At 44.7% G+C, this 23,527-nt stretch carries 18 protein-coding genes; 9 read left to right on the forward strand and 9 right to left on the reverse strand.

Annotation, left to right across the window (positions count from 1 at the left end; genetic code table 11):
- Positions 1–291: 291 nt before the first annotated feature.
- The 5 genes from JZY04_RS12005 to dut all read right to left on the reverse strand — a co-directional run bounded on the left by JZY04_RS12005 (position 292) and on the right by dut (position 8,468).
- Positions 292–4,281: a hybrid sensor histidine kinase/response regulator transcription factor gene (locus tag JZY04_RS12005; RefSeq protein WP_122142595.1), complete on the reverse strand. Its 3,990-nt coding sequence runs from the start codon at positions 4,279–4,281 to the stop codon at positions 292–294.
- Between the two features lie 70 nt (positions 4,282–4,351).
- Positions 4,352–5,665, reverse strand: coding sequence for a murein hydrolase activator EnvC (locus JZY04_RS12010; RefSeq protein WP_005822790.1), 1,314 nt, complete (start codon positions 5,663–5,665; stop codon positions 4,352–4,354).
- Complete coding sequence (locus JZY04_RS12015) at positions 5,662–6,237, reverse strand: DUF4292 domain-containing protein (RefSeq protein WP_370635115.1); 576 nt, start codon at positions 6,235–6,237, stop codon at positions 5,662–5,664. The genes JZY04_RS12010 and JZY04_RS12015 overlap by 4 nt, the downstream gene beginning before the upstream one ends.
- Before the next feature lie 8 nt (positions 6,238–6,245).
- Positions 6,246–8,003, reverse strand: a complete 1,758-nt coding sequence (locus JZY04_RS12020; protein ID WP_122142597.1) for a tetratricopeptide repeat protein — start codon at positions 8,001–8,003, stop codon at positions 6,246–6,248.
- A gap of 30 nt (positions 8,004–8,033) precedes the next feature.
- Entirely contained in the window at positions 8,034–8,468 is a 435-nt protein-coding gene (gene dut / locus JZY04_RS12025; RefSeq protein ID WP_032541624.1) for a dUTP diphosphatase, read from the reverse strand.
- A 101-nt stretch (positions 8,469–8,569) separates the two neighbouring features.
- On the opposite strand from dut, the gene JZY04_RS12030 reads away from it, so the two are divergent.
- The gene (locus JZY04_RS12030; RefSeq protein ID WP_032531048.1) at positions 8,570–9,898 is read left to right on the forward strand and encodes a deoxyguanosinetriphosphate triphosphohydrolase; all 1,329 of its coding nucleotides are present in this window, start codon (positions 8,570–8,572) and stop codon (positions 9,896–9,898) included.
- Here the strand turns inward: JZY04_RS12030 and JZY04_RS12035 are convergent.
- From JZY04_RS12035 to JZY04_RS12050, 4 genes are all read right to left on the reverse strand, one after another.
- Entirely contained in the window at positions 9,870–10,883 is a 1,014-nt protein-coding gene (locus JZY04_RS12035) for a GNAT family N-acetyltransferase (protein WP_005822786.1), read from the reverse strand. The two genes, JZY04_RS12030 and JZY04_RS12035, sit on opposite strands and share 29 nt — an antisense overlap.
- A 30-nt stretch (positions 10,884–10,913) precedes the next feature.
- On the reverse strand, positions 10,914–11,732 hold the full coding sequence (locus tag JZY04_RS12040) for a 1-acyl-sn-glycerol-3-phosphate acyltransferase (RefSeq protein ID WP_005812123.1): 819 nt from the start codon (positions 11,730–11,732) through the stop codon (positions 10,914–10,916).
- Positions 11,733–11,996: 264 nt separating this feature from the next.
- Positions 11,997–12,485, reverse strand: coding sequence for a DUF4625 domain-containing protein (locus tag JZY04_RS12045; protein WP_122142598.1), 489 nt, complete (start codon positions 12,483–12,485; stop codon positions 11,997–11,999).
- Positions 12,482–14,641 carry a TonB-dependent receptor gene (locus JZY04_RS12050; RefSeq protein ID WP_122142599.1) on the reverse strand — a complete coding sequence of 720 codons (2,160 nt, stop codon included), beginning with the start codon at positions 14,639–14,641 and terminating at the stop codon, positions 12,482–12,484. Before JZY04_RS12050 ends, JZY04_RS12045 begins: the two co-directional genes overlap by 4 nt.
- A 602-nt stretch (positions 14,642–15,243) precedes the next feature.
- On the opposite strand from JZY04_RS12050, the gene JZY04_RS12055 reads away from it, so the two are divergent.
- The 8 genes from JZY04_RS12055 to mraY all read left to right on the forward strand — a co-directional run bounded on the left by JZY04_RS12055 (position 15,244) and on the right by mraY (position 23,430).
- The gene (locus JZY04_RS12055) at positions 15,244–15,750 is read left to right on the forward strand and encodes an RNA polymerase sigma factor (RefSeq protein ID WP_005779258.1); all 507 of its coding nucleotides are present in this window, start codon (positions 15,244–15,246) and stop codon (positions 15,748–15,750) included.
- Between the two features lie 360 nt (positions 15,751–16,110).
- Complete coding sequence (locus JZY04_RS12060; RefSeq protein WP_122142601.1) at positions 16,111–16,611, forward strand: HU family DNA-binding protein; 501 nt, start codon at positions 16,111–16,113, stop codon at positions 16,609–16,611.
- Positions 16,612–16,717: 106 nt separating this feature from the next.
- On the forward strand, positions 16,718–17,170 hold the full coding sequence (mraZ, locus tag JZY04_RS12065; protein WP_022012506.1) for a division/cell wall cluster transcriptional repressor MraZ: 453 nt from the start codon (positions 16,718–16,720) through the stop codon (positions 17,168–17,170).
- A 20-nt stretch (positions 17,171–17,190) separates the two neighbouring features.
- On the forward strand, positions 17,191–18,105 hold the full coding sequence (gene rsmH, locus JZY04_RS12070) for a 16S rRNA (cytosine(1402)-N(4))-methyltransferase RsmH (protein ID WP_122142602.1): 915 nt from the start codon (positions 17,191–17,193) through the stop codon (positions 18,103–18,105).
- Positions 18,106–18,133: 28 nt separating this feature from the next.
- Positions 18,134–18,475 (forward strand): FtsL-like putative cell division protein, encoded by a 342-nt coding sequence (locus JZY04_RS12075; protein WP_122142603.1) that lies wholly within the window; start codon positions 18,134–18,136, stop codon positions 18,473–18,475.
- Between the two features lie 27 nt (positions 18,476–18,502).
- Complete coding sequence (locus tag JZY04_RS12080; RefSeq protein WP_181996396.1) at positions 18,503–20,602, forward strand: penicillin-binding protein; 2,100 nt, start codon at positions 18,503–18,505, stop codon at positions 20,600–20,602.
- Positions 20,603–20,619: 17 nt separating this feature from the next.
- On the forward strand, positions 20,620–22,077 hold the full coding sequence (locus tag JZY04_RS12085; protein ID WP_122142605.1) for a UDP-N-acetylmuramoyl-L-alanyl-D-glutamate--2,6-diaminopimelate ligase: 1,458 nt from the start codon (positions 20,620–20,622) through the stop codon (positions 22,075–22,077).
- Between the two features lie 84 nt (positions 22,078–22,161).
- Complete coding sequence (gene mraY, locus JZY04_RS12090; RefSeq protein ID WP_005779275.1) at positions 22,162–23,430, forward strand: phospho-N-acetylmuramoyl-pentapeptide-transferase; 1,269 nt, start codon at positions 22,162–22,164, stop codon at positions 23,428–23,430.
- Positions 23,431–23,527 lie beyond the last annotated feature (97 nt).

Raw genomic sequence — 23,527 nt, forward strand, 5'->3', positions numbered from 1 at the left:
TAATTTATAAAAATTAAGAATCATACCGACTTCTATCTATAACAGCGGAACAGGGGGTATCGCTACCCCCCTCCTCTCCGCCCTAATAACTCTTTCTCCCCCCAAAAACGCCACAAAACGCCTTTCTGAAGGGTTCGGATTTACGCATAGACGGAAATAAATCTGCATATATGCGCAAACTTGCCTGCGCGTATACGTAAATCCCCTCTTCTCCGGGAGGTCTCCGAAAAGCCGGACCAAGCCATCTTTCAGTAAATGTTTTCGTAAAATATTATTCATCGCAGAGGATAATCAATGATAATCCTTGGGCAACACTCCAAACTGAATCTTAAAGCATTTGGCAAAATAAGACGAAGAACTGAAACCAATCTGCTCACACACGTCAGTAATGCGTACCCCGTTTTTCAATAACTCGGCAGCCTTGTTCAAGCGGATCGTCTTCAGATAGTCATTGGGCGGCATGCCGGCCAGTGCCTTTATCTTGCGATAGAAGTTGGAACGGCTCATATTGAGGGACTCCGCCAATGTGTCGACAGAGAAATGCTCATCAGAGAGCTGCGCCTCGACGGCTGCCCGCACTTTAGCCATCAGTTCGCAATCTTTCTGCGAAACGGAATATTCTACGAGACTGACAGGCGAAGCTCCACTGTTGCCGGACAATTCGGTCATCATTTTATGGAACGACTGGCGCAATTTCAGCAGGTTTTCAATCTGTTTGTGCAACTGGCGGATGGAGAACGGCTTTTCGATATACACATCCGCTCCATACTCAAAACCTTCAACCTTAGCTTCCAACGTAGTTTTTGCCGTCAGCAGGATGACAGGAATATGGGAGTATTCAATATCTGTCTTGACTTTAGCCGTCAACTCCAAACCATTCATCTCAGGCATCATCACGTCGCTGACAATCACGTCCACCGTTTCACTGGCAAGCACTTCAAGCGCCTGCCGGCCGTTCTGGGCTTTCAGGACTTTAAACCAGGTGCTCAGTGACTCCCGCGTCAGATTCAACAGATCTACGTTATCTTCTACCAGCAGGATGGTAAACTTACTGCCCGGCGCCTCGGCAACCGATCCTTCGGCAACCGGATTCTGACTTTCCGGTATCAGCACTTCGGGCTCTTCAGAAACCACCTCCTCGCCCCAAGGCAAAGTGAGCACGAAAGAAGAACCGCCATACACGCTGTCCTCAAGACTTAACGTACCATGATGTGCTTCGGCCAACGACTTGGAGAAGGCCAGTCCGATGCCTGTACCCACCGCACCCGACTTACCGTCCTTCACCTGGTAGAAGGCCTCAAACACTTTCTGCTTCTCTCCATCCGGAATACCCGGACCGTCATCGCTCACCGAAACCCGGAAACCTTCACCGGAAGATGCCAATTTAATGTCGATACGGCTCTGGGCATATTTCACCGCATTACCTATCAGGTTGACAATAATCTTACAGACCTTTTCGCGATCCACCGAGGCAAAGATCTCACCTTCCGGGAGATCAAGCATCACCGAGATGCCTTTCAGTTCGGCAGGGCTTGTAAACTGCCCATAAACATCGCTTACCAGCTGATTGATATCGCACTTCTTCAGATTCAACTGTACTCCGCCGTTCTCCATCTTCTGAAAATCAAGCAGTTGATTGGTGACTCCCAAAAGGTAATTGACATTCCGGTCGATCACCGACAGGTACTTGGCATCCCGTCCTTCCCGTTTATCTTCCAGCAACCTTTCAAGAGGAAGACGGATCAGACTCAACGGAGTGCGGATTTCGTGCACCAGATTGATGAAGAAACTAATTTTTGATTTGTAGACTTCCTTCTCCTTCGCAGTCTGATACTCTTCCATCCGGTGTTTGTACTTCTTCTTCACATGCCGGTTCCATCGCCAGCCTGCATAATAGGCAAATCCGATGAGAAGAAGCGTATAGATGCAGTATGCCCATGTAGTCAGCCACCATGGAGGCGTGATTACAATCAGGAGAGAGGTAGTCTGGTCATTCCACTTATGATCATTATTCGAGCCTCTTACTTCAAACACATATTTGCCCGGAGGCAAATTGGTGTAAGAAGCCGTATTCAGTTCTGAATTGACCACCCACTCTTTGTCCACCCCTTTCAAGCGGTAGGAATAACGGTTCTTCAACGGATCTTCGTAACTCAAGGCAACGAAGCTAACTGAGAAAGTATTATATTCGTAAGGCAACGTAATGGTCTTGGCACGATAAAGAGGCTCTTCCAGATGAAGAATATCCTGTACCACCCGTTCATCTGTCGTATAGGGCAGACGTATTTCGGTGATATATACAGAAGGGATGTACTGGTTATCCATGAACTGGTCGGGAACAAAAGAATTGAACCCACTGATTCCGCCGAAATAAAGCTTGCCGCTTGCCGTCTTCAAAGATGACTGGGCAGTGAACTGGTTACCTTGTAGACCGTCATTGACCGTGAACTGGCGGAAATGCTGCTTGGTGATCGGGTTAATCGTTATCAGTCCCGCATTGCTTGATATCCAGAAATCGCCCGTCTTATCCTGCTCGATGGAGTAGATGACCCGATTGGGCAATATGGTATTGTCCGGATCAAAGTCAACGAATGTCTCCGTCTTCGGATCAAATGAACAAAGTCCTCCACCGTTCGTACCAACCCACATGGTACCTTTCAAGTCCTCAAACAGTGTAATCACGGAGTTGTTGGTAATGGTAGTCGAATCATTCCTTTCGTGCTGGAAATGTTTCCAGTGTCCGTTTCGTGTGTTAAAGCGGAACACCCCACTGTTGGATGTGCCAATCCACAAATTGTCATACATGTCCTCCAGAATATCGACCACAGATACCATCGATCCTACCGTAGTGATGGTTGAAAAGTTATCTTCCTGAGGATTGTAACGGCACAGCCCCCAACTGGTCCCGACAAAAATATCTCCGCTGCGATCTTTGTAGACAGCCAGAACATCGTCACTGCAAATCGTGTTCGGGGTGTCCTGCAGATGATTGTACGACTTCACATGCCCGGTCCGGAGATCGAGTACCTTCAACCCTTCGGCATAAGTGCCTATCCACAGACGGTCACCATCCAGCAACAAAGAGCGTATGTCATATTTCTTGTCTGCTTTCCCACCGATCGGATAAGCGGTCAACTGATGAGTGGACACGTCGAAGAAACATAAACCATCGCGAGTGCCCACCCAGATATTTCCTGCGGCATTCTCACAGAAAGGACCTACCACTTTCCCGGCAGTTACCCCCCCATCCCGGTAGACAGGAGGATAATAGTCGAATCTTTTGGTAGGTTTAGCCAGATAATTCACTCCTCCGAGATTGGTCAGTACCCAGATTCCACCTTCCGCATCACGCATCATCGCATTGATCGACTGGTCACTCAGGCTTCTGGGATCTGACGGGTTATCGATCCGCGAAAAAGTTTTATCACGCAAGTCAAAAAGGTAAAGCCCGTTGTCAGTGCCTACCAGAAGTTCTGTTTCCGAATAACTCAGCAGGCAGCGGATAACACCGAAGTTCAGATGGGAGGCATTATAACTGTCCAGCTTTCCGGTGCGCTCGTTCAGGCAATACAGCAGATTGCTTCCGGCTCCGAACCAAATATCGCTGCGAATATCGAGCAAACAGTTAATGCGGTAATTATCGGGATTATTCCCCGCGGATAAAAGAGGATAAGACTGTAGAAATTTGCCGCTCTCATCGAAGCAAAGCAAGCCCTCCTGTAAGGAAGAAGCATAAATGTGGCGGGAGTTACTTTCACAGACATCCCATACAAAAGAAGTCTGAAGGCTGTTTTGTGTCAGCACATCGGTCTTAGGATCATAGACAAACAATCCCTGCCCCAGAGTGGCAATCCAGATCAATCCGCTCTCGGTCTTTATGATTTTCTTAATCTCACTGCTAATAAAGACTCCATAGCGGGTTTTCTTGTCGAAATAGCTGAAACGGTCATGTTCCCGGTCATAAATATAAAGTCCCCAGTTGGTTCCCACCCATATATTCTGATTCTCTTCCTCAAAAAGCGCCTGCACAAAGTTATTCTCCAACGAGAACTTATCATTCAGGATATTCCTGTAAACCTTGTTGCCCCGCCCGTTATAACAATTTAAACCGTCGCTCGTGCCCAGCCAGATAAAGCCATAGCTGTCTTGCATGGCACACCAGACTGTGTTATGTGATAATCCGTCTTCTACCTGATACTTCTTAAAAGAGAAATAGGAGAATGCCTGCAACGGTGTTATCCCAAAAGCAAATAAAGTAATTAGTAGAGTGATGATTCGCATGTGTTGTATTCATTTAAGATTAAAAAAACGACTTGTTGTTATGTATGTGCCTATTTGCCCAATGAAAGCGTCACCGGTTCAACCACGGTTCGGGGTTCAACTTATCCCTCTCTCTGCGCAATTGGAAATGAAGGACAGTCCGCCCATTGTCACTGCCGTCTGAGAAAATCGGACCGATAGCCTGCTTGGTGGTTACCGTATCACCGGATTTCACAGAAGCAGACGAGAGGTTACAATATACCGAAATGTAATCCCCGTGACGTATCAGTACATTAAAAAGCCCGTTCAACTGGAACACGGCTGCTACTTTACCATCGAAGATAGCACGTGCCTGTGCACCTGGCTTGCCTTGTATATCAATTCCTTTATTATCGAGTTTCACATTACGTAATCCTTCCACGGCATATTGTCCGTAATGGCTGGTAATGATGTAAGGACCTGTGATAGGCATCGGCAGTTTGCCCCGGTTGCTCACGAAATTACCCGAAAGTTCCCGGTCGGCCTTACTCATAGTGAAACGTTCCAGAGGCGCCGCCTTTTTCTTTGCCGGAGCAGTGCCGCTTCCCGTTGAGGAGGTCTTGTCCTCTTTGGCAGCCGCTTTCCGGCGGGCGGCTGCTTCCCGGCGAGCTTCTTCTTCGGCACGCTTGCGGGCACGCTCTATCTCTTCTGCGATCAGCTTGTCGATTTTTGCATTCAGTTGGTTAGCCTCACGCCGTTTTTTATTAATTTCGCTTTGCAGCCCCTTCTGTTTCTTCTGAAGGCTGGCCACCATCTCACGTTTCTCTTTCTCCTGTGCTTCCAGTTTAGCCTTTTCGCCCTCCCGTTCACGCAACAAGTTTTCTTTAGCGGCTTTCACCTGCTGAAGTTCTTTCTTCTTACGGTTCACCTGTTCCTGTTTCTTCAAGATCTCTTCTCCCTGCAGACGTTGATAAGTGGCATATTCTCTCACATAACGGAGGCGCCGATAAGTCTGTCCAAGGCTTTTCGCAGAAAAAATAAACATCAGTTTCTCTTCAACCGATTTATTTTTATACAAGTACTGTACGGATGACTCATATTTCTTCTTTTTATCTTTTAAGTCACGCTGAAGCCCTCTGAGCTGACGCTCCAATCCGGAGATTTCTCTACCGACAGCCTCTACGTCATTGTTCATGGCAATGATATAGCGCTTTCTCTCCTCTATCTGTCCGGTAAGGGCGGCAAGTCCGTTCAACTGGCTGCCTACATCTTTCTTCGTATTCTTCAGCAATGACTCAGTCTCCGCAATCTGTTGTTGCAAGGCACCACGCTTACTCTCCAGCTCCTTAATCAGTTTATTGGACTGAGCTGAAACAACAGTTGTCAAACAAAGACAGCTTACCAGAATCAAAAGAAAGCGGTTCATAGTTTCATCAGCATTTTTAGCAAGTCTTCTAATGCCACCTGAGTATACCTGGATGATACCTCGGTGGGGATTAATTCAAATTCGGCGGTCGAAAAATCAGACAGTCTCACTTTGGCTTTCTCCAAAGAAGGAATCCCCAGTTCACGTCCTGTAAGCTCTTTCTTCTCTCCCGGAAGGGAGGCCTTGAACAAAAGTTTCTCTAAGCGGCCGAAATCGGCATTCTCAGGCAATAACTCTTTCAGTTCATCACGGGTTGCCCGTACATAACGTTTATTCATACGGTCTATCAGCAATACTTCATCCGGAGTGACCTCCATGCGCATTACTTCTGAACGGAACACCGGCATCAGGACAGACAGCTGAATCCGTTCGCCACTTTTCATTTTCATACTGCCACTTACAGTAATACTGCCGTTTTTGTTAGGCACTGTCAGCTGCAGCTTAGACGAAAGGTAAGCCGGTTCCACCGGTGCGGTCTTGACAACCTTCGATGTTTTACAACCCGCAAGCAGCATTACCAAAAGTAGTAAAGGCAGCAGGTATGACTGTCTGATAACAGATTTCTTAAACATACATCCTTTCATTCCGCAATGTATTTCTTCTTTTCTATTTTCTGTTTAAGTGTTTTCGATTCAGTACCCAGTTCAAGTGCTTTCTTCCAATATTTCAAGGCACCTTCTACGTCACCGGTCATAAAATAGATATCCCCGCAATGTTCAAACACCACGCTGCTCTCTTCTTCCGGTTTGGTATTCTTGATGGCATCGTCAATATAGATACGGGCCTCAGCATAGTTTCCTTTCTCAAAAAGAATCCAGGCATAAGTATCCAGATAAGTAGCATTGCTCGGTTCGGCTTTTACGGTTTTATAACTCATCTCCTCCGCCTTATCGAGATCCCTGCGCTCTACCGATAAATAATAAGCATAATTATTTAGTGCACCGATATTGGACGGATTGTATACCAAAGCCGAATCATACGCTGCATACGCCTCCTTCATCAACTTTTTGGTATGATATACATCACCCGTAATTGTATAGAAATCGGAGACCATTTGCTTGTCACTCTCCGGAGTGACATGTTCCAGTGCTTTCAGGCTGACTTCCAGTACATCGTCCCAACGTTCGGCCTGATTATATGCAATAGCCAGATAAAAATAAAACTCCAAGGCATCCGGAGTTGCTTCAATCCCCGGCTCACAGATCTTAATCACCTGTTCATAATCATTCTTTCGGATGGCGGAACCTAATAAAGTCATGCGTGCAGCTTTATTGGTAGGATCTATCTGTACTACTTGTTCCAATACCGGAATAGACTGTGCCTCCATCCCTTTGGATAGTAGATACTGTGCATAAAGCATCGGAATTTGCGCGTCGTCCATATCCATTTGCATCATCCGGTCAAACAGTCCGATAACCTGTGTACTGTCTTTTCCCTCCTGTTCGCTCTGGACGATAAACTGCCTCATCACATTCACCTTTGTATCCGAAGGAACTTTCCGGTTCAGTAGCAAAGTATCCATCTGTTGTTCAAACAGTTCTTTCTGTCCGGTCTGCTCGTAATACGAAGCCAATGAAAACAATGCCATCGGATTGTCCGGTTCTGCGGCAAGTACTTTCTTATAAGTATCATAAGCTTCCTGCTCCTTGCCATTCTGCATATAGACATCGCCCAGAATCACCTGATAGCGATAGTCCATCGGATACTCATTGACCAGACTCTCTATTTCTTCAAAAGCCTTTTTATCATCTTTCATTTGCAGGTAGATACGAAACTTCTCCATTGTAATCTGCTCATTCTTCCCCATTTTTTCCTCTATACGGTTTAGGGTAGAAATAACTTTGCCATAGTCTTCCTTCTGATTATATAAATCGAGCAGGTTGAACAACGGATCTTGTTTAGCGGGAAAACGTGTCGCCATCTTTTCGAGTATTCCGATCGCTTTTTCTTTCTGATCCTGCTGTTGGTACAGACTGGCCAATGCCTGACTATACCAATAATTATCAGGAGCATAAGCAACTGCTTTCTCCAATGCTTCCTGCCCCTGCGGCACTTGTTTAAGAAAAAGATAATACTGGGAAATCTCGTATAGAGCTGCCGAACCGGTTGGATTAATAGCCAAACAATGTTGTAACAGGTCGAAGGCGGCCGTATACTCCTTTTTCACTTTTAGACGCGATGCTTCAAGAAAGAAATAGTCATATTTACGTTGCTGCTCCGGAGCGAGTTTTATCTCCTGAACGGCAGCTTGCCCTGACGGTTTCTCCACCTTACGGGATGAACCACAGGAGGCAAACAGAAGCAACAGCACTCCGAAAAGCAATTTATCTATCTTCATTTTACTACAATTATTGATTCAATCGAACTTCTATCCTCTTCCGGTATGCCCGAAGCCACCTGCACCCCGTTCCGTTTCGTCCAAGATCTCTACTTCTTGCCACATCGCCTGCTCATGACGTGCAATCACCATCTGTGCAATACGTTCCCCATCTTCAATGACAAACGTCTCAGCCGAAAGATTCACCAGGATAATACAAATCTCCCCACGATAATCGGCATCAATTGTTCCGGGAGAATTCAAGACAGTAATCCCTTTCTTCAAAGCCAGTCCGCTCCGAGGACGAATTTGCGCTTCAAATCCCTGTGGAAGAGCGATAAACAGTCCTGTAGGAACCAGACACCGTTGCATCGGATCTAAAGAAATCGGTTCGGAAATATTAGCGCGGATGTCCATTCCTGCAGAAAGTTCGGTTGCATATGCCGGAAGCGGATGCTTCGATTTATTGATTACTTGTACGTTCATATTCAGTATGTTTACTATTTAACGGGCGAAAATACGCAATTTGAGCCTAAAATTCATACTTTTGCAGTTAAATAATGTGCAAATACTCAATTGTAAAGATCATGATGGACTGGAAAAGATTGATTTCAGCTAAACGTTTCGGCATGGAAGAGTTTCACGAGGAGCGTCAGGAAAACCGTTCGGAATTTCAGCGGGACTACGACCGCCTTGTTTTCTCTGCCCCTTTCAGAAGGTTACAGAACAAAACACAGGTTTTTCCGCTCCCGGGCAGTATATTTGTTCACAACCGATTGACGCATAGCCTTGAAGTATCTTGCGTGGGACGCTCTTTGGGCAATGATGTATCAAAAGCGATCCTCACACGGCAACCCCAATTACAAGACTCTTTTCTGCCGGAGATAGGCTCTATTGTTTCTGCCGCCTGCCTGGCACACGATTTGGGTAACCCTCCCTTTGGACACTCCGGCGAAAAAGCGATTTCCACTTTCTTCTCGGAAGGTAAAGGAACACGGCTGCAAGATCAGCTTTCACCGATGGAATGGGATGATTTGACACATTTTGAAGGAAATGCCAACGCTTTCCGCTTATTGACACACCAGTTTGAAGGACGCCGGAAAGGAGGATTCGTACTAACTTATTCTACCCTGGCTTCTATTGTCAAATATCCTTTTTCATCGAGCCTTGCAGGAAACAAGTCCAAGTTCGGTTTTTTCACGACCGAGGAAGAAGGATTCCGTCGCATCGCAACGGAACTGGGACTTATCCAGATTAGTGATCAGCCATTAAAATACGTACGCCATCCATTAGTTTACCTCGTAGAAGCAGCCGATGACATCTGTTACCAAATGATGGATATCGAGGATGCCCACAAGTTGAAAATCCTGACTACGGAAGAGACTAAGGAGCTGCTTCTGGCTTATTTCACAGAGGAACGCCAATCACGTATTCGTAAAACGTTCAACATTGTCAACGACACAAACGAACAGATAGCCTACCTCCGTTCTTCTGTCATTGGCCTGCTGATCAAGGAATGTACCCGGGCATTCTTAGATAACGAAACCGAAATCCTTTCCGGCACATTTGAAGGACCTCTTATCAAGCACATCTCAGAGCGTCCGGAAAAAGCATACAAACATTGCTCGGAAGTATCGTTTAAGAAGATTTACCGTTCACGGGACGTACTGGACATTGAGTTAGCAGGTTTCCGGGTCATCAACACGCTCCTTGAATTAATGATAGATGCTGTCACTTCGCCGGAGAAAGCCTATTCACAGCTGCTTATTAACCGCGTATCAGGGCAATATAATATAAAAGCGCCTGCACTCTACGAAAGAGTACAGGCGGTGCTTGATTATATTTCGGGCATGACCGATGTCTTTGCCCTGGATCTTTATCGTAAAATTAACGGGAACAGTCTTCCTGCGGTGTAACCACTTTCGGAGTGAAAACTTTATTTACACCGGAAGTTATCTGGCAGTCTTCCGGATCGTTCTTAACAAACGATTCGATGTGACGCATGCGCTTTTCTTCAAGAATTTCGTCTACAGCAATCAGGATACCGGTTTCCTCCACATCTCCAAATCCATAATTAATAGCCGTGCCAAACATACGCATAGTCGGGCTCAGACTCATATAAGCATTTACCAGAGGGGGGATATTAAAGCCAAGCTTACGGATCTCACCGTTCAGTATCCGATAATCATCTTTAAATGAATCTTTGCAGAAGATTCTCGCCAGTTCCGCCTCTTCTGTTTCCATCTCAAGCGGTTTCATCGGGGTAATGAGTCCGTCTTTATCCCCAAAATGTTTCTTCAGGAAATACAGAATCATGTCTCTCCCCTGACGGTGATAACTGGGATACATGGTTACTTTACCAAAGAAATATTTCACATTCGGCATAACTACTGTCAATGCTCCCAATCCGTCCCACAAATTATCCAAGGCAAATAATCCCTTGCTTCCGGCACGGGTTGACTGATATTCCAACGTAACGAACGAACGTCCAAGTTCAATAGTCGTAGGCAGGAACTCCTTCACAAATTTATCCGAGAAATTAAACATGTGTGAAGTAGCGAGAACCGGCGCACCATGCTCGTCAAAACGTACGTCTGTCCCCAGAATGTACCGATAACCTCCCAGAATTTCTTCTGCTTCAGGATTCCAGACAATCAATTGTTTATACGGATTCTCCATGGTGTCATACTCATCGATATCCATCGATAATCCCGTACCGCCTCCTGCTGCCCGAAAAGCAATCTCACGCAAACGCCCGATCTCCCGCATAATATTGGGAGAATCCTGATAAGTAATAATGTATATCTGGTTATTACTCTTATTGGTCATACGTAGTCGCTTGTCTTCAGTCAACTCAGCTTTAATCAGCTCCTTGCTTACCGGTTCAATAACTTCTTCCATATACTTTGTTAGTAGTTGTTCCTTAATCTGTTACAGTTTATACACGATATCTTTCACATACTGTGCCCACTCTGCCGGAGTTTTCGATTTATCGAAAGTCTGCCATGGAATGGGTTTACCGAAAGTGACAGTAAATGTTTTATGACGATTTTTCAGCATCTCGTCTGCCAAATAAAGCATAGCAATATTGAATTTGATCCCCAGGGTCTTGCAGACATTAGCCAAATTATAAAAGAAATCAGAATTACGACCCTCAAAATGGACAGGAACCACATCACGCTGGAACTGGACACTTTTTACGATAAATGTTTTCTTCCAGTCAGGGTCCCGGATCACTCCATTCCGACGCCGGGAACAGAGTCCCGCAGGAAACATAATGAGTTGGTCATCCGACTTGAATCCGGCTTCTACCATCTTCGGAAAATCTTTGGCCTGCTTGCCCGTTTTATTAATAGGAATACACAAGGGTGCCAATCCGCGAAGATTCATCAACAAATCATTTACCAGATACTTCACCTTCCCGTCAAAACGGCGTCCCAAAATATACCCGAGAGAAACTCCGTCCTGTCCTCCCAACGGATGATTGGACACAAACGTATATAAACCATCTTTCGGAATATTTTCCAGTCCTTTCACATCCAGCTTTGCATCCAGAAACTCAAGACAAGCCTCCAGAAAATCCACTCCCACTTTATCTTTTGAGTCGCGCAGAAAAACGTTTAGTTCCTCCTGATGAACGATTCTCTTCAGATAGGAGACGACAAACTTTGGTATGTACTTGGAGTGCTTCGGAGCTTTCGTCTGAAGTATCTTATCAATATCTATTAAAAATAAAGAGTCGTCAGCCATTCTTTTTAGATGAAATGATTGCGCAAAATTAACTGTTCTTTTTTATTAATCGCAATAAATCGGTAGAAAATGCAGATTTTGTCCTATCAAAAAAAGAAAAAGAAGGCGATTTATGAGAAAATGGAGAAGAAAAAAGAGAAGAAAGAGTACTAATAATCAAGCGATAAAGAACAATACACAAAAGAGGGCCATGCCCGAAGACGGGAGTTTAAACTTCCCATCCGTCGGTATGGCCCTGTCCATATTCAGGTTCAGGTATTCCACTTAATCATGGTGATGCTCACTCTCTACACCGCCTGTCGTACTTAATACGATATTACGTGCTACGTAAGTTTCATTACCAGACCGGTCCAAACAGTATACCATCAGATGATAATTTCCCGGAGTGGCATCTGCCGGTATCTTAATGTCATGGTTATGTACACGCGCCTGTTTTTGGCCTGCCTTATCCGTATATGTTCTCTCAAAAGCAAAAGGTTTGGTTGTTCCTCCTTCTGAAGCCCTGGTATGCGAATGGCCGTCAAAATTATTATGAATATTAATCTTATAGGAAGCAATTGCTTCGTTATCAGCTATATCCATCTCAAAATGCACTCCGTTAGCATCTCCGATCTTCAACACTGCACCTTCTTCAGGCTCCAACAGATTAATAAAGGGCTTTACCGTATCGCCTTCGTCATCTTTTGAACAGGACACAAACAAGAAAGAAAAAGCCATCAGACCGATTATTGATAAATAAATTCTGGTTTTCATTTTAATAAACTTTTAAATGGTACTTTAATTAAAATCTGAAAGTTACGTCCCGGTTCCGGGATTTCAACTTTTCGGTAAAAACTAAGGTGATTAAGATATCTGGTATCGGATAAATTCCGACCCGATAAAGTAATTTCTGCTAATACACCTCCCATTCGGAGATTGGCGGATATCCCGGCATTCAGTAACTGCGCTCCGGGAGTAGGATCCTCATTCCGTGCTACCCGGTGTTGTGCGGCAATGTGCTGTAACTCACCATAAATACTGAAGTTTTTATACCTCCACGTCAGCGTATTGCGAAGGGAAGCCGGAGGGGAAAAACTCAGAGGAATATGTTCGTCACAATTATAAGTATAGACATATTCTCCACTGACACGATAGTTGAAATGACGTAAAAAGTCAATTCCCACTGTCGCCTCACCACCCGCAAACAACGCTTCCGCACCGGTATAACGGTAAATCTGTCCGGCATGGGGCAACACCGACCATTCTCCGGTAGGCCGAAGAAAGATGTAATTGCTGAACCAACTGATAAATGGCGAAAAATTGACCGATAACGGACCATTCTCATAGGTATACGAGACATCCAGTTGCCAACCACGCTCGGACGAAAGAGCCGCATCTCCCTGTTCATGACGGAAAGTGCCGTGATGAACACCGTTCGATGCCAGTTCATTGGCCCCCGGCAAGCGGAAACTATGCCCGATATTCACTTGAAGCATGTGTCCTCCGGAAGGGGTCCACACCACTCCCAGCGAACCGGAATAGTCACCAAAATGGCGATGGACAGCATAGCTACGCCACTCATATTTCCGGATAAAATCATCATCATATCCCTGCTCCCGCAGATAAATCGCAAGATAAGGATCAGTATAAGCAGATGCATCTATCTTTCCGTAATCATAGCGAAAGCCCCCACTGACTGACAAAGCAGGACCCGGACGGTAAGTTGTCATCCAGAAAGCCCCTGTGGTAAATCTCCGGTAAGCAGGCAAAAGGAATGAATATCCGGAAATAGTATTCCTCTGATACTGTATATCCCAACCTGCTATATGTTGCCACGAAGCAGCTCCAAACAACTTCAACTTAACAGCCGAACTATAAGTACTCAATATAAAAGCCAACTCTTTGTCAGGATCCTTCTCCGGAACAGACTGAGTATCATAATGGGTATGAAACCGGCTCCATTCCTCACGATGATTCTTCTGATAGCCGATATCCCATATCAATGCCGATCGATCCCACAAAAAGCTCTGCTGGGCAGATACCTTCAGATGGTTCACCTGACTGTAAGGTAGTTCTATATTGCGGCTGTTCCCATCATCCTGCAAACGCGATATATCAGGAATACCGTGTGCTCCGGGAAAGAAACCGGTTTTCTGAAAAACATTACTTACTGAATAGGAAGACTTGTATCGTCCATACCTGAAACCGGCTGTCCAACTGACATCTCGCTCAAAACCTGCCGTATTTTTCAGTTTCCGGTGATAGACAGGCATCCGTTGGGTAAGATACACAATGGTATCTGCCGGAATACGATAATCGCCAAAATGCTGCTCCGAATATCTCGCCCAGGTATACCAGGCTTCTTTCTTTATTCCAAGCATCAGCGAGCCTCCCAACGTTCCGTTTACAGATTTTCCCAGCAAGTCCGCTTCACCAAACAACTGGTTACTGGTGGGTAATGGTAATGGAGCCAATTCAATAGCACCTCCCATAGCATCACTGCCATAGAGCAGTGAAGCAGGTCCTTTACGGATAGTCACCTGTCCTGCATTGAATGCATCCAGTTCCAGCCCATGATCGGCTCCCCACTGTTGTCCCTCTTGCTTGATTCCATTCTCTACAACCGAAATCCGGTTGAATCCCATTCCCCGGATCATCGGCTTAGAAAAGCCCGAACCGACATCCATCGAATGTATTCCCGGAATCGTTCCAAGAGTCTGTATCAAGTTGCCAGTGAAGTGTTCACGCAAAAACTCCTTCCCTACCACCTCCATATGCCATGTCGAATTCTTATTCTTCAGATGTCGGTAACTCTCCGTCACCACCACTTCGGATAAGGACACAGCTTTCAGTGAATCGGGCTCCTGGGCATGCAAGGTAGAGGTTAAACACAATCCACCCAGCATACCCGAAATAAATCCGATACGCATACTTAATCGTTTTAGTTAGATAAAACTGATAAACGGGCAAACAACAGATATCTGCCCGACAAATTATACGATATGACGAAAATTGGAAGGAGGTCCGCGAAGATAATGCGGATAAAAAGCAGGAGCAAGCTTCTTATCCTGAAAAGTTCCGGTCTCCCATCTTATATAGAAAGGTATATAAGTCAAAAGAGCAGGAGACGTCTCGATGAATGGAGAAAGCATGAATTGGCAAATGGGACAGGTGTCACATGCGTGATGTGTTTTCCCGGGCTGCGTATTTGTGCAGGTTACCGATGTTTCATCGCAATGATTATGAAAAACCTTCACCACGGACAAGGGCATGAATGTCATCAGCAACATCCATGCAAGCCAAATCCTATGTATAGTATTTCTCCTCATGCCCATTCATATTTAAACCGACGCAAAGATAGAAAACCTCTTGTCTCAAAAACACCCAAAAACTATCAAAATACACCTAAAAACTATCATTTGACAGTTTTCGCCCTGTTTTAAGCCTAAATTTCCCCCATCACAATTAAAAAAATGCCGTAAACTTGCATCATCGAAAAACAACGAATATTCACAATTTAAAAAGCAACGTTATGAAAAGTTTAAGCTTCAGAAAAGATTTAATTGGAGTTCAGGAAGAACTACTTCGCTTTGCATACAAACTAACAACCGACCGTGAAGAAGCAAACGATTTGTTGCAGGAAACCTCTCTTAAAGCGTTAGATAACGAAGATAAATATACTCCCGACACTAACTTTAAAGGATGGATGTACACTATCATGCGCAACATCTTCATTAACAACTACCGTAAAGTGGTACGCGATCAGACTTTTGTAGATCAGACCGATAACCTCTATCACCTGAGCCTTCCGCAAGAGTCCGGATTCGACAGCACCGAAAGCCGTTATGACTTGAAAGAAATGCACCGCATTGTCAATTCATTACCCAAAGAATATAAAGTACCTTTCTCCATGCATGTTTCCGGATTCAAATACCGAGAAATAGCCGAGAAACTGGACCTGCCGCTCGGAACAGTAAAAAGCCGCATCTTTTTCACTCGCCAGCGTCTACAGGAAGAACTGAAAGACTTTAGACAATAGGCCACATACATTGTCGATTTCAATAAATCATTTTAGTGCAGATTTTTAGTTGTGTATCAAGGAGCAGGAAGAGAGATTCTCTTTTTCTGCTCCTTTTCTTTCGCACCATTTGAAACATAAAACAAAGAAACGTCCCATATTTCCTTGCTAATATTCTCACTTTAGCATATCTTTGCTTAAAATTTATGATTAAAAACATCCGGATGTATTAATATAGAACATCCGGATGTTATTCTATAAAAGACCCGGATGTTTTATTCATAAACATCCGGATGTTTTTAATCATTAGATATAGGTGTTATAGATTAACACAATAAGAGAAAGACAGAGAAAGTATACACATAAAAAAACGAAGTACGAATGTCCATCAACTATGCAGTCACTAAGAAAGTAGACAAAAGTAAAGGTGTCGTCAAAGAACGATATTATGCCACAACACGAGCTTTACAGAAAAAGCCTGTAAACAGTGTACAGATTGCTAATCAGCTCGCAGAAAGAAGTTCTCTTCAAAACGGAGACGTACTCTCTGCACTTACTCAACTATCGGACATTATTGCCGCCCACTTGAAAGAAGGCCGTACCGTTTCTATCGATGGATTGGGTAATTTTTATCCCAGCATCACCAGTGAAGCGGTGGATAAACCGGAAGAATGTACCGCCAACAAAGTATGGGTATCCCGCATTTGCTTCAAAGCCGCCCCGACTTTCCTGAACAACGTGAGGAAAACCGATTTTGTCAGCCTGCAACTAAAATACGGACGGAAGTCCACAAAGCCACAAAACAGCTCCGGGAAGGACACAATCGACTCTATCCCCCACCAGCAAAGCATCTCCGAACATAATTCATTATCAGACGAATAAGCAATTAACAATCGGTTGAAAACTTCTCCGAAAGTTTTTGGTGGAAAATTGTGGGGAATTGTGGGGAAATACCTACTTTTACGGTCGCTTATTATAATAAGGTGAAATGATACGTTTTTTAGGCAATATTGAAGCTAAGGCGGACGCGAAAGGAAGAGTTTTTATCCCCGCCCAATTCAGACGGCAGCTACAAGCCGGTTCTGAAGACAAGCTTATCATGCGCAAAGACGTATTTCAAGACTGCTTGGTACTCTATCCGGAAGAAGTCTGGAATGAAGAGCTGAATGAACTCCGGCAACGACTAAATAAATGGAATGCTAACCACCAACTTATCTTCCGCCAATTCGTCAGTGATGTAGAAATTATCACGATAGACGGAAACGGGCGGATATTAATACCCAAACGCTATCTGCAAATAGCCGGTATACAAAGCGACGTGCGCTTTATCGGTGTAGACAGCAAGATAGAAATATGGGCTAAGGAACGTACGGAAATGCCCTTTATGGCCCCCGATGCATTTGGTGCAGCCCTGGAGGAAATTATGAAAGAAGAACGGTGAACAACGAACAAAGAGGTAAAATGAAAGAAGAAGAAATAACATATCATGTACCGGTACTGCTGAAGAGAAGCGTAGATGCCATGAACATTACCCCGGACGGGACGTATGTAGACGTTACCTTCGGCGGGGGAGGACATTCCCGCGAAATACTTTCGCGTCTTGGAAACGGCGGACGCCTGTTGGGTTTCGACCAGGACGAGGATGCCGAACGTAACATTGTAAACGACCCGCACTTCACTTTTGTACGGAGCAATTTCCGTTATTTGCATAATTTTCTGCGCTACCACGATATTGAAGGAGTAGATTCCATATTAGCTGATCTGGGGGTATCTTCACATCACTTCGATGACAGTGAACGGGGATTCTCTTTCCGCTTTGACGGAAAACTGGATATGCGCATGAATAAGCGTGCAGGCATCACAGCGGCCGATGTGGTAAATACATACGAAGAAGAACGCCTGGCAGATATTTTTTACCTATATGGTGAATTGAAAAACAGCCGCAAACTGGCTTCCGTCATAGTCAAAGCACGCAGCGGACAGAAAATAGAAACGATCGGTGAATTTCTTGAAGTAGTGAAACCGCTTTTCGGACGCGAACGCGAAAAGAAAGAATTGGCAAAGGTGTTTCAGGCACTCCGCATTGAAGTAAACCAGGAAATGGAAGCACTGAAGGAAATGCTGATGGCAGCAACAGAAGCATTGAAGCCAGGAGGACGGCTGGTGGTAATCACCTATCACTCTTTGGAAGATCGCATGGTGAAAAATATCATGAAAACCGGTAATGTAGAAGGTAAAACAACGCAGGACTTTTTCGGCAACCTGCAAACTCCCTTCCGCCTGGTAAACAACAAAGTAATTGTGCCCGATGAAGAAGAGATAGCACGCAATCCGCGTTCACGCAGTGCCAAACTGAGAATAGCCGAAAAGAAGTAAGAGAACAGAGTGAAATAAGAGAAGTGAAATGGAAGATAAAGAAGCAAAAAAGAAGAAAAGCAATTCCCTGAAAAGTATTCTGGGAGGTGATATTCTGGCAACGGATTTTTTTCGCCGCCAGACTAAATTGCTGGTACTGATTATGGTGCTTATCATTTTCTACATTCATAATCGTTACGCAAGCCAGCAACAGCAAATCGAAATAGACAAGTTGAAAAAAGAGCTGATTGACATCAAATACGATGCACTGACCCGAAGTTCGGAATTGATGGAAAAAAGCCGCCAGTCACGAATAGAGGACTATATATCCACCAAAGAAAGTGATTTGCAGACATCGACCAATCCACCTTATTTAATCAGAACGAAATAAAAGATGGCTGTAAACAAAAAAAATATAATGACCCGTTACTTCTTCGTCATCCTGCTGATGGGATTGGTTGGAGTAGCCATTGTTGTCAAAGCAGGCATCACGATGTTTGCCGAACGTCAATACTGGCAGGATGTGGCCGACCGTTTCGTCAAAGAAAATGTAACGGTAAAGCCCAACCGCGGAAACATCATCTCTTCCGACGGCAAACTGATGGCCAGTTCGCTGCCGGAATATCGCATTTATATGGATTTCAAAGCCGGTGGAGTAAAGAAGGACACCATGCTGATGAATCATCTGGACGAAATATGTGCAGGACTCCATAAGATATTCCCTGATAAAAGTACTTCGGAATTTAAAGCGCACCTTAAAAAAGGACGGAAGCAGGGAAGTCGCAACTATCTGATTTATCCAAAACGTATTTCATACATCCAATATAAAGAAGCCAAACGCCTGCCGGTATTCAACCTGAATAAATACAAAGGCGGTTTCCACGAGTTAGCTTATAACCAAAGAAAAAAACCTTTTGGTTCACTTGCAGCCCGCACACTGGGGGACTTATATGCTGACACCGCCCAAGGTGCCAAGAATGGCATAGAGTTAGCTTTTGACTCCATACTGAAGGGGCATGACGGGATTACCCACCGGCAAAAAGTGATGAATAAATACCTGAATATTGTAGATATTCCTCCGGTAGATGGTTGTGATCTTCTTTCTACGATTGATGTAGGCATGCAGGATATTTGTGAAAAGGCCCTGACCGATAAACTGAAAGAGCTGAATGCCAAAGTAGGAGTAGCCGTATTGATGGAAGTAGCGACCGGAGAGGTTAAAGCCATCGTAAACATGATGAAAGCCGGAGACGGCAACTATTATGAAATGAGAAACAATGCCATCAGTGATATGCTCGAACCGGGTTCTACCTTTAAGACAGCTTCTATCATGGTGGCACTTGAAGACGGTAAAATCACACCGGAAGATGTAATAGACACAGGCAATGGTGTCAAGATGATGTACGGTCGTCCCATGAAAGATTGGAATTGGCGCAAAGGCGGATATGGTCCATTGACAGTTACACAAATACTGGAAGTATCTTCCAATGTGGGTACATCCAGCATTATTGATAAATATTATGGTAGTAACCCGCAAAAGTTTGTCGACGGACTGAAACGAATGAGTATCGATCAGCCTCTCCAATTGCAAATAGCCGGAGAAGGTAAGCCTAATATCAAAGGTCCGAAAGAGCGTTACTTTGCAAAAACCACTCTGCCGTGGATGAGCATCGGCTATGAGACCCAGGTACCACCGATGAATATCCTTACTTTCTACAATGCCATTGCCAACAACGGTGTTATGGTGCGTCCCAAATTTGTGAAAGCAGCCATAAAAAATGGCGAAATAGTGAAAGAATATCCGACAGAAATAATCAATCCGAGAATCTGTTCGGAACGGACCCTGAAACAAATACAGGAGATTCTTTATAAGGTTGTGCATGAAGGTCTGGCAGCCCCGGCAGGCTCCAAACAATTTGCCGTTTCGGGTAAGACGGGTACGGCGCAGATCTCACAAGGTGCTGCCGGATATACATCGGGAGGAGTGAACTATCTGGTCAGTTTCTGCGGATACTTTCCCTCAGAAGCTCCAAAGTATAGCTGTATCGTTTCCATACAAAAGCCAAATCCTCCTGCCTCCGGGGGCTTGATGGCCGGTAGCGTTTTCAGCAAAATTGCCGAAAGAGTGTATGCCAAAGACCTACGTTTGGACATTCGGAACGCAATCGATACCAATACGGTAGTGATTCCCGATGTTAAAGCAGGCGAAATGACAGAGGCCAAACAAGTATTGGAAGGATTGAATATTCAGACTCAGGCAGAGTTTAAAACTAAAAAGAATAAAGAAGTTTGGGGACATGCACAGGCAGCTCCCAAAGCAGTGATTCTGCAGGGAAAGGAACAATTACGGAACTTTGTACCCAGCGTTATCGGCATGGGAGCCAAAGATGCTGTTTACCTGCTGGAAAGCAAAGGATTGAAAGTGGCTCTGTCGGGAGTTGGCAAAGTGAGAAGCCAATCGTTGCCCCAGGGTACTACAATAAAGAAAGGACAAACCATTAGTATCCATCTGAATTGATTATTATAGATTAAGGTATGAAATTAAAAGAGATTCTAACATCTATCCATCCGGTAAAAATGACCGGGAATCAGGATATCGAAATAACCGGAGTTGACATCGACTCCAGACAGGTAGGGTCCGGCCATTTGTTTATGGCCATGCGCGGTACACAAACCGACGGACATGCCTATATCCCGGCAGCAATTGAGAAAGGGGCCATAGCCATTCTCTGCGAAGAGTTGCCTGCAGAACTAAACGAAAAAATTACCTACATTCAGGTAATCGACAGTGAAGATGCTGTTGGTAAAGTAGCTACGGCTTTCTATGGAGACCCGACTTCGAAAATGGAACTGGTGGGTGTCACCGGTACAAATGGAAAGACGACGATTGCCACCTTATTATATAATACATTCCGGTATTTCGGTTACAAAGTGGGGCTTATCTCTACGGTATGTAATTATATAGACGATGAAGCCATCCCTACCGAACACACTACTCCTGACCCGATTACGCTGAACCGTCTTTTGGGACGTATGGCAGACGAAGGCTGCAAATATGCTTTCATGGAAGTAAGTTCGCACTCCATCGCGCAAAAAAGAATCAGCGGACTGAAGTTTGCCGGCGGCATCTTTACGAACCTGACACGCGATCATCTGGACTACCATAAAACAGTAGAGAATTATCTGAAAGCAAAAAAGAAATTCTTCGATGAACTGCCTAAAAGTTCTTTCAGCCTCACCAATCTGGACGACAAAAACGGACTCGTGATGACGCAGAATACGAAGTCGAAAGTATACACGTATTCTCTCCGCAGCCTGAGTGACTTCAAAGGGAAAGTACTGGAGTCACATTTTGAGGGAATGCTTCTTGACTTCAACAACCATGAGCTCGCAGTGCAGTTTATCGGAAGATTCAATGCTTCGAATTTATTGGCCGTATTCGGCGCCGCCGTTTTACTGGGTAAGAAGGAAGAGGAGGTATTGGTTGCACTTAGTACGTTGCATCCTGTTGCCGGACGTTTCGATGCCATACGCTCCCCGCAAGGATATACAGCGATCGTAGACTATGCACACACACCGGATGCTTTGGTCAACGTCTTGAACGCCATACATGGAGTGCTTGAAGGAAAGGGCAAAGTGATTACTGTAGTCGGTGCCGGTGGCAACCGGGATAAAGGCAAACGTCCCATCATGGCAAAAGAAGCAGCCAAGGGAAGCGACCGGGTTATCATCACCTCAGACAATCCACGCTTCGAAGAGCCACAGGACATCATCAACGACATGTTGGCCGGACTGGACAACGAAGACAAGAAAAAAACACTGAGCATTGCAGACCGTAAGGAAGCTATACGCACGGCTTGCATGCTTGCTGAAAAAGGAGATGTGATTCTGGTTGCCGGAAAAGGACACGAGAATTATCAGGAAATCAAAGGAGTGAAACATCACTTTGATGATAAAGAGGTTTTAAAAGAGATTTTTTCATTGACTATTTAACGGACAATAATTGAAGTAATTCCGATGCCAAATGCCTGATTCCTTCAATCGTAAACCATAAATCGTCTCATTGTAAATAAAGTTATGTTATACTACTTGTTTGAATGGCTACATAAACTCAACTTTCCGGGTGCCGGAATGTTTGGGTACACCTCGTTCCGGGCATTGATGGCTGTCATCCTGGCGCTACTCATTTCCAGTATCTGGGGAGACAAATTCATCAATCTGCTGAAACGGAAACAAATCACCGAAACGCAGCGTGACGCTAAGATCGATCCGTTTGGGGTTAATAAAGTAGGCGTACCCAGTATGGGAGGTGTGATCATTATTGTAGCAATTCTGATTCCCTGTTTATTACTGGGAAAACTGCATAACATCTATATGATATTGATGTTGATAACTACTGTATGGCTGGGATCTTTGGGGTTTGCGGACGACTATATCAAGATATTCAAGAAAGATAAAGAAGGCCTCCATGGCAAATTTAAAATCATCGGACAAGTGGGACTCGGGCTGATTGTCGGACTGACTCTATATCTGAGCCCTAATGTAGTAATCCGCGAGAATATAGAGATTCAGAAATCAGAAAACGAAATCGAAGTGATACATGGCACCCACGACCTGAAATCAACCCAGACCACGATTCCATTTTTCAAAAGCAACAACCTGGACTATGCAGACCTTGTGGGCTTCATGGGAGAACATGCCCAAACGGCCGGATGGATTTTGTTTGTCATTATCACTATCTTCGTTGTAACAGCCGTATCCAACGGCGCCAACCTGAATGATGGTATGGATGGTATGGCAGCAGGCAATTCAGCCATCATCGGACTGACACTGGGTATACTGGCCTATGTATCGAGCCATATTGAATTCGCCGGTTACCTGAATATCATGTATATTCCGGGAAGTGAAGAATTGGTAATCTTTATATGTGCCTTTATCGGCGCATTAATCGGTTTCTTATGGTACAATGCTTATCCGGCACAGGTATTCATGGGTGATACAGGTAGCCTGACCATTGGAGGAATCATCGCAGTATTTGCTATTATTATCCACAAAGAATTGCTGATTCCGATTCTCTGTGGTATATTCCTGGTTGAGAACCTGTCAGTACTCCTGCAACGCTTCTATTATAAAGCAGGCAAAAGAAAAGGGGTAAAACAACGTCTTTTCAAACGGGCACCGATACATGACCATTTCCGTACTTCGATGAGCCTGGTGGAACCGGGATGCAGTGTGAAATTTACAAAACCGGATCAACTGTTTCACGAATCCAAGATTACAGTCCGCTTCTGGATTGTAACCATCGTGTTGGCAGCCATTACGATTATAACACTAAAGATAAGATAACCCAAAGTGACAGGTAACAGGCTACAAGCTACAAGTGCCTGCTGCCGATCACTGAGTATGAACCTCAAACTTGTAGCATAGAGACAAAGGATTTACC

Origin of the sequence: Bacteroides sp. 11BF (genome assembly GCF_019633765.1) — a bacterium.
GTDB classification, from domain to species: domain Bacteria; phylum Bacteroidota; class Bacteroidia; order Bacteroidales; family Bacteroidaceae; genus Bacteroides; species Bacteroides hominis.

Excerpts from the sequence above, each read along its gene's own strand:
- JZY04_RS12020 (WP_122142597.1), bottom strand. The coding sequence starts at position 8,003 with ATGAAGATAGATAAATTGCTTTTCGGAGTGCTGTTGCTTCTGTTTGCC.
- JZY04_RS12045 (WP_122142598.1), bottom strand. The coding sequence starts at position 12,485 with ATGAAAACCAGAATTTATTTATCAATAATCGGTCTGATGGCTTTTTCT.
- mraY (WP_005779275.1), top strand. The coding sequence starts at position 22,162 with ATGTTATACTACTTGTTTGAATGGCTACATAAACTCAACTTTCCGGGT.
- JZY04_RS12005 (WP_122142595.1), bottom strand. The coding sequence starts at position 4,281 with ATGCGAATCATCACTCTACTAATTACTTTATTTGCTTTTGGGATAACA.
- JZY04_RS12060 (WP_122142601.1), top strand. The coding sequence starts at position 16,111 with ATGTCCATCAACTATGCAGTCACTAAGAAAGTAGACAAAAGTAAAGGT.
- JZY04_RS12080 (WP_181996396.1), top strand. The coding sequence starts at position 18,503 with ATGACCCGTTACTTCTTCGTCATCCTGCTGATGGGATTGGTTGGAGTA.
- JZY04_RS12010 (WP_005822790.1), bottom strand. The coding sequence starts at position 5,665 with ATGAACCGCTTTCTTTTGATTCTGGTAAGCTGTCTTTGTTTGACAACT.
- JZY04_RS12085 (WP_122142605.1), top strand. The coding sequence starts at position 20,620 with ATGAAATTAAAAGAGATTCTAACATCTATCCATCCGGTAAAAATGACC.
- rsmH (WP_122142602.1), top strand. The coding sequence starts at position 17,191 with ATGAAAGAAGAAGAAATAACATATCATGTACCGGTACTGCTGAAGAGA.
- JZY04_RS12040 (WP_005812123.1), bottom strand. The coding sequence starts at position 11,732 with ATGGCTGACGACTCTTTATTTTTAATAGATATTGATAAGATACTTCAG.
- JZY04_RS12035 (WP_005822786.1), bottom strand. The coding sequence starts at position 10,883 with ATGGAAGAAGTTATTGAACCGGTAAGCAAGGAGCTGATTAAAGCTGAG.
- JZY04_RS12050 (WP_122142599.1), bottom strand. The coding sequence starts at position 14,641 with ATGCGTATCGGATTTATTTCGGGTATGCTGGGTGGATTGTGTTTAACC.
- mraZ (WP_022012506.1), top strand. The coding sequence starts at position 16,718 with ATGATACGTTTTTTAGGCAATATTGAAGCTAAGGCGGACGCGAAAGGA.
- JZY04_RS12075 (WP_122142603.1), top strand. The coding sequence starts at position 18,134 with ATGGAAGATAAAGAAGCAAAAAAGAAGAAAAGCAATTCCCTGAAAAGT.
- JZY04_RS12055 (WP_005779258.1), top strand. The coding sequence starts at position 15,244 with ATGAAAAGTTTAAGCTTCAGAAAAGATTTAATTGGAGTTCAGGAAGAA.
- dut (WP_032541624.1), bottom strand. The coding sequence starts at position 8,468 with ATGAACGTACAAGTAATCAATAAATCGAAGCATCCGCTTCCGGCATAT.
- JZY04_RS12015 (WP_370635115.1), bottom strand. The coding sequence starts at position 6,237 with ATGTTTAAGAAATCTGTTATCAGACAGTCATACCTGCTGCCTTTACTA.
- JZY04_RS12030 (WP_032531048.1), top strand. The coding sequence starts at position 8,570 with ATGATGGACTGGAAAAGATTGATTTCAGCTAAACGTTTCGGCATGGAA.